The 9,133-nt window shown below is 70.2% G+C and carries 7 protein-coding genes and 1 tRNA gene; 2 read left to right on the forward strand and 6 right to left on the reverse strand.

The window, feature by feature from the left end; translation table 11 throughout:
* Positions 1-518: 518 nt before the first annotated feature.
* Entirely contained in the window at positions 519-872 is a 354-nt protein-coding gene (locus M0P34_RS10395) for a hypothetical protein (RefSeq protein WP_291498848.1), read from the reverse strand.
* A gap of 230 nt (positions 873-1,102) precedes the next feature.
* Between M0P34_RS10395 and M0P34_RS10400 the strand changes: the two genes are divergently transcribed.
* Entirely contained in the window at positions 1,103-1,546 is a 444-nt protein-coding gene (locus M0P34_RS10400) for a hypothetical protein (RefSeq protein ID WP_291498849.1), read from the forward strand.
* A gap of 148 nt (positions 1,547-1,694) precedes the next feature.
* Here the strand turns inward: M0P34_RS10400 and M0P34_RS10405 are convergent, their stop codons facing one another.
* The gene (locus M0P34_RS10405; protein WP_291498850.1) at positions 1,695-2,126 is read right to left on the reverse strand and encodes a transcriptional repressor; all 432 of its coding nucleotides are present in this window, start codon (positions 2,124-2,126) and stop codon (positions 1,695-1,697) included.
* A gap of 365 nt (positions 2,127-2,491) precedes the next feature.
* On the opposite strand from M0P34_RS10405, the gene M0P34_RS10410 reads away from it, so the two are divergent.
* On the forward strand, positions 2,492-3,508 hold the full coding sequence (locus tag M0P34_RS10410; protein ID WP_291498851.1) for a glycosyltransferase family 2 protein: 1,017 nt from the start codon (positions 2,492-2,494) through the stop codon (positions 3,506-3,508).
* A gap of 289 nt (positions 3,509-3,797) precedes the next feature.
* Here the strand turns inward: M0P34_RS10410 and M0P34_RS10415 are convergent, their stop codons facing one another.
* From M0P34_RS10415 to M0P34_RS10430, 4 genes are all read right to left on the reverse strand, one after another.
* Positions 3,798-4,253 (reverse strand): YhcH/YjgK/YiaL family protein, encoded by a 456-nt coding sequence (locus M0P34_RS10415; protein WP_291498852.1) that lies wholly within the window; start codon positions 4,251-4,253, stop codon positions 3,798-3,800.
* A gap of 114 nt (positions 4,254-4,367) precedes the next feature.
* Complete coding sequence (locus M0P34_RS10420) at positions 4,368-6,566, reverse strand: GGDEF domain-containing protein (RefSeq protein WP_291498853.1); 2,199 nt, start codon at positions 6,564-6,566, stop codon at positions 4,368-4,370.
* 299 nt (positions 6,567-6,865) lie between these two features.
* A tRNA-Thr gene (locus M0P34_RS10425) sits at positions 6,866-6,941 on the reverse strand.
* 116 nt (positions 6,942-7,057) lie between these two features.
* Positions 7,058-8,860, reverse strand: a complete 1,803-nt coding sequence (locus tag M0P34_RS10430; protein ID WP_291498854.1) for a histone deacetylase family protein — start codon at positions 8,858-8,860, stop codon at positions 7,058-7,060.
* Between the last annotated feature and the right edge of the window lie 273 nt (positions 8,861-9,133).

A 9,133-nucleotide genomic window follows, 5' to 3' on the forward strand; every position in this document is an offset into this window, starting at 1 on the left:
CCGCCCCCCCCCGGGCGGGGGCGGCCCGGACGACAACGGTAGGAAAGATTTCCCCAGGGGGAGGGGGGGGCGGCCCCGGGGGGGGGGGGGGTGTCGTGGAGCGGACGAACCGGGACATGGGCGTACCTCCGGATACGGTTTTGAGGGCGTGTTTCTGTGTGTCCCGCTATTAGGCTAAAATCGCCTACATGTCAATACGTCTAGCAAATAATTTTATTGTTTATACGTTTTTTGTGTGGTGCAGTCGAATCCCCCTGCCCGGGCCAGGGCGGTCGGCGCGGCCGTTCCGGGCCGGGGCTGCGCGGCTTCCGCCTGCCGGGGCGCTGCCCCGGGCCCCGGCCGGGGGGGGCTCCGCCCCCGGCGCCCCGCAGGGGGGCAACGCCCCCTTGGCTCCGCACGCGGCCAGGGGCGCAGGGCGGAAGCGGGAGCGGGCTGGTCGGCAGGGCGGGCAAAGGCGAAGGGGCGGCCGTTTTCCGCAGAAAACGGCCGCCCCCTGAAGGTCTTGGTGCTCGGCGCGCCTAGTTCACGGCGCGGGTGGGGGTGGCGGCAATGGCCAGCATGGCCTGCTCGTCCACCGAGGCGGATTCCTCGACGATGAGGCGGCAACGCTGGGCGCCGGTGCTCAGGCGGGCGAGGATGTGCTCGTAGGCCCCGGCGTCGGCCTCGTCCAGCCCGGCGGCGAAGTTGTTGCGCCGCAACAGGTTCAACAGGTCGTTGGCGGCGCTGGCCAGGGCGCCGTACTCCTCGATCATCGCCTCGCGGAAGCCGCCGCTGTGCAGCTCGCAAAGCACCTCCGGGCGCAGGCTCGCGCGCAGTTTCTCGAAGGTGGCGCGGATTTCCTCGGGGCTGGGTTCCATGTCCAGAATGCGCATGCGTGCTCTCCTTGCAGCCGCCGTGGCGGGCGTTGGGGTCTTTGGTTGCGGCCAAGCAAGGTTCGGGCCAAAGGGCGTGTTTCGAATTTTATGTTTGAATTGTAGCAGTTTGCGTCCTTAACGGACCTTTACGGGGCAGGGTTTTCCCCCGCGAAAGTCAGGGAACCGACGCGCGGGGAGGCGTTAAGGTTTTTGCGGGCATGGCCGATGAGATGGCAACGCTCTTTGGCGTGCAGACCCTGTCATCCCAGGAGGCCACGATGGGCACGGTGATAGCCCTTGACCAGTACCGCATGCGCAAGGACCCCGAAGGGGAGCTGCGCACACTCCTCGCGCCGCCGCCGCGCATCAACGACGGGCAGATTTTCGCGCGCGACTATTCCAAGCTGGACGGAATCGTCTTCGCCGTGCTCAAAATTCGCGAGATATTGCGCTATCATGTGCAGACCAACGAGGAGTGGCAGTACCTGGCGCTCCAGGTGCTCGACGCGGCCTATCACTTCGACGCCGAGCACGGCGCGCTGCTGGGCGAGGCCACGGCGTCGCTCAAGAACTATATCCTGGAGGAGATGGACCGCCGCAACGGCAGGGACATGACCGCCGCGCTCCTGCTGCTCGACCTTGTCGAAAAGGCGCCCCGGCACCGGGAGCGCCTGCCCGCGCGCGACGGCTGAGGCCGCCGCCTTGCTGTGCGTGACGGGAACGCCCCCGGCGGGGAACCGGGGGCGTTTTTTTTGTGCGCCATGCACTGATGGTCTGCGGGGGGGGGCTCCTGGCCTGGCGCACACGGGCCCGTGCGGGGTGGGCCCGGATTTCGGGGCGTTACTGCCTGCCTTGGGGGCCGTCGGGCCTGGAGGCCTTCTCCTGGTTGCGGCAGATGTCGCAGACGCCGTAGAATTCCACCGTCCCCCCGGTGATGGTGAACCCGGGGGCACTCACGCCGCTCACGTCCAGGTCCGCCACCTCGTTCTCCACGTCGCCCACCCGGCCACAGCGCACGCAGCGCACATGGTAATGCGGGCGGATGTCCCCGTCGAATCGCTTCTGGCTCCCGGCGGACTCCAGCTTGAGCACCTCGCCGTTCTCCTGGAGCACGTCCAGGTTCCGGTATACCGTTCCCAGGCTGATGCGCGGCAGCCGCTCGCGCACCGCGTCGTACAACTCGTCGGCGGTGGGGTGGGTCTTGAGCTTGCGCAATTCCTCAAGGATGATCTTGCGTTGGCGGGTCATGCGTTGGGATCTTTGCTCGGCCATGGGGGTGTCCTCATATTGGTCTTTGATTGATAACTATTACTGATAAGGGAAAAGGTCAAGGGGCTGGCGCATTGCGGGCGCGGCTATCCGGCTCCCCCTCGCGGGCCCGGGCGGCCGGGAAAGCGGTTGCGGGCCGCGCCCCGGGCGGGAATACGGCCCCGACCCCGGGAATTTGCCGGACAGGGCAGGGCGGGGAATCGATTTTTGTTTTTCTGTTATATTCAGTCCGGGCGGGATGTTGTGCGAGGGGCGGAGGTTTTTTCATGCGGGGCCCTTAAGTTCCCCCCATATCGCCCGATAAGACTTGCAACAAGAAGGGCGACTCCGCCCGGGCGAAGCCGCCCCCAACGGAAGAGGAAGGCCACATGGCGCGCATCATCGACATAACCCCCCGCTCCCGGGACATCCAGCCCGTGCTGATGCTGCTTACGTCGCACCGCCTGGACTGCTTCCTGCTGTGCGTCAAGTGCCTGGAGCTCTACACGGACCTTTCGCGGTTCAAGAAGATTTATGTGGTGGCCAACGCGGTGAGCGACGAGCACGCGGTGATCATCAAGTCCTTCCAGCAGCGCCACCGGGGGGTCATCGACGTACACGTCACGCCGCGCGGGCTGATCCCCGCCGTGGTTTCCATGCAGAATTTCATCCTGGCCCGCCATGTCGACGATGTCATCGTCCGCCTGTCGGAGGATGTTTTCGTCACGCCCAACTGGCTGGACCATCTGCTGGCGGCCTACAAGCTGCACCGGGGCGACGACTCCGTGCCCCTGGCCTCGTGCGTCACCCCCGTGAGCCGCACGGGGCGCCAGGTCATGGACCGCGCCCTGCGCGCCCATTTCCCGGACGAGCGCTCGCGCCTGCCGCATCTGCCCATGGAGGCCAACGCGGTCTATCACCGCTTCGTGTGGGAGAAGATCCTGCACCACGGGCTGGTGGAGAAGTACCTGGACCTGGAGCGGCCCAGGCACGTCTACCTCGGCCACATCAGCGTGGACTGCGTGATGTTCGACAGGCGGCTCATGGACGCGGTGGTGCCCATTCCCATGCGCGTGCCCGCCGGGGTCGGCCGGGTGGACGAGTTCCACATCAACGGCCACCTGCGCACCACGGGGCGCCGCGCCGTGGTCGCCACCGACGCGGTGGTGCACCATTTCAGCCACAGCGGGCCCGAGGCGTTCTTGCGCCGCCATGTGAGCCTGGACGATATCTGGTGGTATATGACTTTCTTGCAGGACAGTCCCGCGTATCGCGTGCCCCGGGCCTTTGCCGCGCGCCGACCCGCCGGGTCCGGGATCGTCGCGCCCCGGCTTGTGGGCCGGGCCGCGCCCAGGCCGGAGCTTTTACGGCTGCTCAGGGAGCGCGAGATGCGGGTGCTCAAATAGTCTCATGATAACCAGAGACAGGCGGACCGGCAGGGGGAGGGGAGACTCTTCCTGAAGGCCGCCGCCCGGAGCGATCCGGGCCGGGTAAGCGCCGGGGCCGCGGGCATGGGGTTCGCGGCCCTCCGCTTTTCCGCGCCCGGGCGCGCCCGGGGTCCGTTTCCCTGCGCGGGCATGTACACCCCGAGAATCCGCTTTTCCGCGCCCCGGGCGCACCCGGGGCACGGGATGCCCCGCCCGCGCGTCCGCCCGTGCCAGGACCGCTGCGCGCCCGGGGCCCGGGCGGCGGGCCTCAGCCCTGGTCCACGGCGACCTTGAAGATGATCTTGTGGATCGCGCCTGCGGAGATCATGGGCATGTGCGCGTCGTGGGGGAAGAGGATGGCGAACTGCCCGGCGCGGGTGTCCAGCCAGGCGTCGGGGTCGTCGTCGAAAAAGCCCACGTCGCGCCCGGCGTCGAAGGGCCCCGCGGGCCTGCGGCAGGCTTCGCGCGGCTTCCAGCCCATGCGGTCCACCCCCGCCAGGATACATTGCACGTCGATGTGGCGGTCATGGACCTCCAGCCGGGCCTCGCCCCGGTCGCGGCCCTGCCCGCGGGCCACCACGGCCCAGACCCGCTGGCCGTCCACCTCGTGGCGCCCCTCGGGCAGGGCGTCCACGCCGGGCCGGGCCAGAAACTCGAAGGCCCGGGCCAGCCCCGGGTTCAGGGCCGCGTACCGGCTGCCCATGACGAATGTGTCCTGGATCATCGCTCCTCCCCGTCGGCCCTGGCCGCGCGTCCGCCCGGGCTCCGGCCCGGGGATGCCGCTGTACCGCGCCCCGGCGCCGAATGCAATCCGGCAGGCAGCCGGGCGGGCCGTGGCTCAGCCCGGGAGCTGGGAGCCCAGGGGCGCGCGCCGGTCGCGGACCACGGAGTTGCCCGCCAGGCTCTTGGCGAACTTCTTGATCTCCGCCGCGCGGTGGGACAGCTCCTCCTGGGACACGGGGAACTCGAAGGTCGCGTCGAGGATGCCCATGGACGCCGAGACCAGGGGGAAGCGCGCGGGCTGTCCGTCGCGGCCCTTGGCCTCGATGTAGCCCCGGCGGCGGTCCTGTTCTTCGTAGAACTCGGGAATGCGCTCCTCCAGCTGGGTGGCGATGTCGTCGCATACGGCACGGATGGTTTCCGGCCCGCCGATGACCAGGAAGTCGTCGCCGCCGATGTGGCCGATGAAGTCCGCGGGCGTCCCGTGGGCGGCCACGGCGGCGCGGATGACCTGGGCCGTGGCCATGATGACCCGGTCGCCGCTCTTGAAGCCGTACACGTCGTTGTATGCCTTGAAGTTGTCCAGGTCGAGGTACATGATCGCCGAGGGCGTCTTCTGGCGGTTGCGCTTTTCCAGCTCCTGCTCGATGGTCACGTTGCCGGGCAGGCCCGTGAGCGGGTTGGAGCCCTTGGCCAGCTCGATCTGCACGCGCATCAGCGTGTCGAGCATCTTCTGCACCGAGACCGTGCCCAGCAGGCGCCGCCGTTCCACCACCACGATGTCGTCGTAGATCTTGTCGTTGGCGCGCTGCATGGCCGCCCCGGCCACCTCCTCGATGGCCTGGTCGGCGTCCACCACCAGCGGCGCGGTGTCCATGAGCGCGTCCACGGGCCGGTTGTAGTAGAGCGACACCCCGTACTTGGTGCCCAGGCGCCGGTCGAGGTTGTAGTTCATGAGCAGGCCGACGGGCCGGTCGCCGCGCACGACCACGATGCTGCTCATGGGCGGCTTGCCCTCCAGGGCGGCCTTGACCTCGCTGATGGGCGTGCCCGCCGCGATGGCGACGGTGGGCTGGGCGATTTCGCGCGACTTCAGGCGGCAGTTCAGTTCGCCGCTTTCGATGCCGCGCACGTCGATCTTGCTTGGCACCTCCACCCGGGGCCGCTCCAGGGTTTCGGCGGGCCGGGCGAAGAGGTGCCCCTGCCCGGCGTAGACGCCCATGCTCACCAGGGAGCTGAATTCCGTCTGCGTTTCCACGCCTTCGGCCAGCAGCTTGCCGCCGACCTTCTGGGCCAGCAGCACCAGGGTCTCGATCATGGTCCGCTTGATGGGGTTGGACTCGATGCCCCGGATGAGCGAGCCGTCGGCCTTGATATAGTCGGGGCGCACCTGGGAGAGGAAGTGCAGGTTGGTCGTGCCCGCGCCCACGTCGTCCACGGCGATGAGCAGCCCGGCGGCGCGGCACAGTTCCAGCTTGCGCTGCAGGGCGTCCTGGTCGGCCACCAGGTTGCGTTCGGAGAATTCGAGCACCACGTCCGAGGGCGCCACCCCGGCCTTTCCGGCCAGGTCGCGCACCTCGGCGAACAGCGCTTCGGCGTCGTGCAGCGACTGGGTGTGCACGTTGAGGAACAGCCGACCCTGGAAGCCCGGGGGCACGGCCCCCAGGGCCCGGGCCAGGCACAGCCGCTCCAGGGCCAGGCTTTCGCCCGCCTCGGCGGCGAAGCCGAACAGCGTGCGGGCGTCGGCCATGAGGCCCTGCCCGCCGCCCCGGGTCAGGGCCTCCCAGCCCAGCACCCCGCCGCAGGAGAAGTCCACCACCGGCTGGAACAGCGTGCGCACGTCGCCCCGGGCCAGCATGTCCATGAACTCGCGGTGCATGGCGAAGCGTTCGGAGTCGGGCTTGCTCTCGGCCACGCGGCGCGCCTGGAGCAGCGCCCGGAAGAGGGTCTTGTCCAGGTCCTCGCCGGGGCGCGGCTCCAGCAGGGCCAGGCCGATGCGCAGGCCGGGCGGGTGCTCCAGGTAGCGCGCGCTCTGGGCGGTCAGGGCCTCCTGCACGCGGAAGCGGAACCCCGCGTAGGCGTCGAACAGGTCGCAGCGCCCGGCCGGGTCGGTGCCAAAGAAGATGGCATAGCCGCCGATGCCGGTCTTCTCCACCCCCGTGACCCGGCAGTGGGGGAAGAACTGGGCGAAACTGTCCAGGGCCTTGTCCAGCAGCGCCCCGAGCAGGGCCAGGCCCAGGTCCTCGCCGAACCCGGCGGCCAGGGCCTCGAAGTCCACGCAGTCCAGGGTCACCAGCCCCACGGTGCCCTCGCGCATGTCGCGCGCAAGGGCCCGGAAGTTTTCCATTGACACGAACCCGCAGGCCGACGGCGCGCGCCGTGCGCGCAGCTCCGGGTTTACGTGCAGCATTCCCGACATGATCAGCGAAGCGCTCCGGTCCAAAGGCTTCATGTCCGTCCCCCTGGCGGCGCCGTGCGCGCGGCCTGTGGGCGGGAATAGCAAAGACGCAACGCCTTTGTCGTTACGGGGCGGGTGACATTTTCGTGACGCATGGGGAAAACATGGGGCCGGGGGGCAACGAAAAAGCCCCGGGCCTGGGCCCGGGGCATGGCGGCTGGAGCCCACGAGCAGGATTGAACTGCTGACCTCGTCCTTACCAAGGACGCGCTCTACCGACTGAGCTACGGGGGCGTTGGCTGGCCCCTCGCGGGGCACCCGGCTTCTTACTCTCGCGGCCCGGCGCCGGTCAAGAAAAAAGCGGGGCGCGGCCTGCGCGCAGGCCGCGTCGGCCGTGCGGGCCGCCCGCCTCAGGCTCCGGGCGCGGGGGAGCCCCGGCGGCCGTTCCGGGTGCCCGGGGCGTCGCCCCCGCCCGGGGCCAGCCCGTGGGCCCCGGCCCGCAGGCCCAGGAAGAACCGCCGCGCGTTCTGGCCCAGGGTGCGGATGCGGTAGCCGCCCTCCTGGACCACCAGCACGGGCAGCCCCAGGGCGCCGATGGCCCGGCCGTTGGCCTCGAAGTCTCCGGGGGTCAGGGCCCAGGTGCCCGTGGGGTCGCCCTTGGCCGTGTCCAGCCCCAGGCTGACCACCAGCACCCCCGGGGCGAAGCGCTGGATGCGCTCCAGGGCCCGGTCCAGGGCCCGGGCGAAGAGCGCGCCGTCGGCCTCCTCGGGCAGGGGCAGGTTCAGGTTGCAGCCCCGGCCCCGGCCCTCGCCGCGCTCCCCGGCGAAGCCGCTGAAATAGGGGTAGGCGAAGGACGGGTGCCCGTGGATGGATACGGTGAGCACGTCGTCGCGGGCGTAGAAGATGTCCTGGGTGCCGTTGCCGTGGTGGAAGTCGATGTCCAGCACGGCGACGCGCCCGTGGGCCGCCAGGTGGTGGGCGGCCACGGCGGCGGAGTTGAAGTAGCAAAAGCCGCCGAAGGCCCGGCGTTCGGCGTGGTGCCCCGGCGGGCGGACCAGGGCGTAGGCCAGGCGCTGGCCGTCGAGCAGGGCGTCGGCGGCGGTGAGGGCGCAGTCCACGGCGCCCCGGGCCGCGCGGTAGGCGTTGGCGTTCAGCGGGGTGAAGGTGTCGATGCAGTAGTAGCCAGCGCGCACGGGCAGCTCCCGGGGCGGGCGGGCCTGGTTGCGGATGGGAAAGACGTAAGGGTAGATGGACTTGCCCGGGGGCAGCTTGGCCGTGGCGGCCTTGAAATAGCGGACCATGCCCGCGTCGTGCACGGCCAGGATGGCGCGCTCGGGGTGGCGCCGCGCCGCCGTGGGCAGAAAGAGCCCCGTGGGCTCCAGGGCGTCCAGCAGCGAGCGCACCCGCGCCGGGGATTCCACATAGCCCCGCTCATGGACGTGGTGGATGTCGTGGTCGCGGTTGACCGTGAGCAGGATGCACGGCGAGGCGCCGGGCGCGGGCCCGGCGGCCTCGGCTCCGGCCCGGGCGTGGCGCGGCGGGCGCAGGCGCACGGGGTCGTCGCCGAAGGAGGCCACCACCGCGTCCACATAGCCCGGGGGGCAGCGGTCGGCGTACTTGCGTTCGAGGATGGCGCGCACGATTTCGCGCGTGGGGCCCAGGGGCGGCGCGGCCAGCCGCCCCAGGCCGTCGAACACCAGCACCGGGGGGCTGTCGTCCGTGGGGGTCAGGGGCGTTTCGTAGGCCGTGTTCACGATGGGCCGGGCGCCGAAGCCCTCGTAGAAGCGCAGCCGGGCCGCATTCTGGCGCAGCAGCGGGGCGTCGCGGCAGATGGCCGGGTCGTCGCTTGGGCATTCGAAGAAGATGCCCCGGTCGCCCAGCAGGGCCGCCTCCTCGCGCACCCGGCCGTAGAGCGACCCGCCGATGCCCCGGCTGGTGCGCCCCGGCACGGCGCCGATATAGTCCAGGTAGCAGAAGGACAGGTCCGGAGCGTGCAGCAGCAGGGCGAACCCGCGCACGTCGTATTTCTGCTCGGCCACGAACAGGATGGTCTTGAAGCGGTAGCCCAGGGGGTCGCGCAGCTTGGCCGGGATGTCCTGGTACTCCCCGGGCGGGGCGTCGCGGAACTGGGCCCGCAGAATCTCCTGCACCCGGGCCACGGCCTGGCGGTCGCGGGGCAGGGTGTCGTCGAAGATGCGCCGGATGCGGAACATGGCTCCTCCTGGCGGGCGGGGCCCGGCCCTGGGCCTTTCTACCCCCGCGCGGGGAAGGGGGCAATCCCCGGGCCGGGAGGCCGGGGCCTGCGGCCGTTGTCCGGCGGCCTATCCCCGCGTGGCGTTCAATTCGCCGATGAGTCCTCTGAGATCCTCGGACAGGCGGGCCACATGGAGTATGGTCTGGGCGGAGCGGGCCATGCCTTCAGAGGTCCGCGCGGCGATCTCGGCCACCTCCTCCACGGAGCGGTTGATCTCCTCGCTGGCGGCGGA

The sequence above is a fragment of the Desulfocurvus sp. genome, from assembly GCF_023230885.1.
GTDB lineage: Bacteria > Desulfobacterota > Desulfovibrionia > Desulfovibrionales > Desulfovibrionaceae > Desulfocurvus.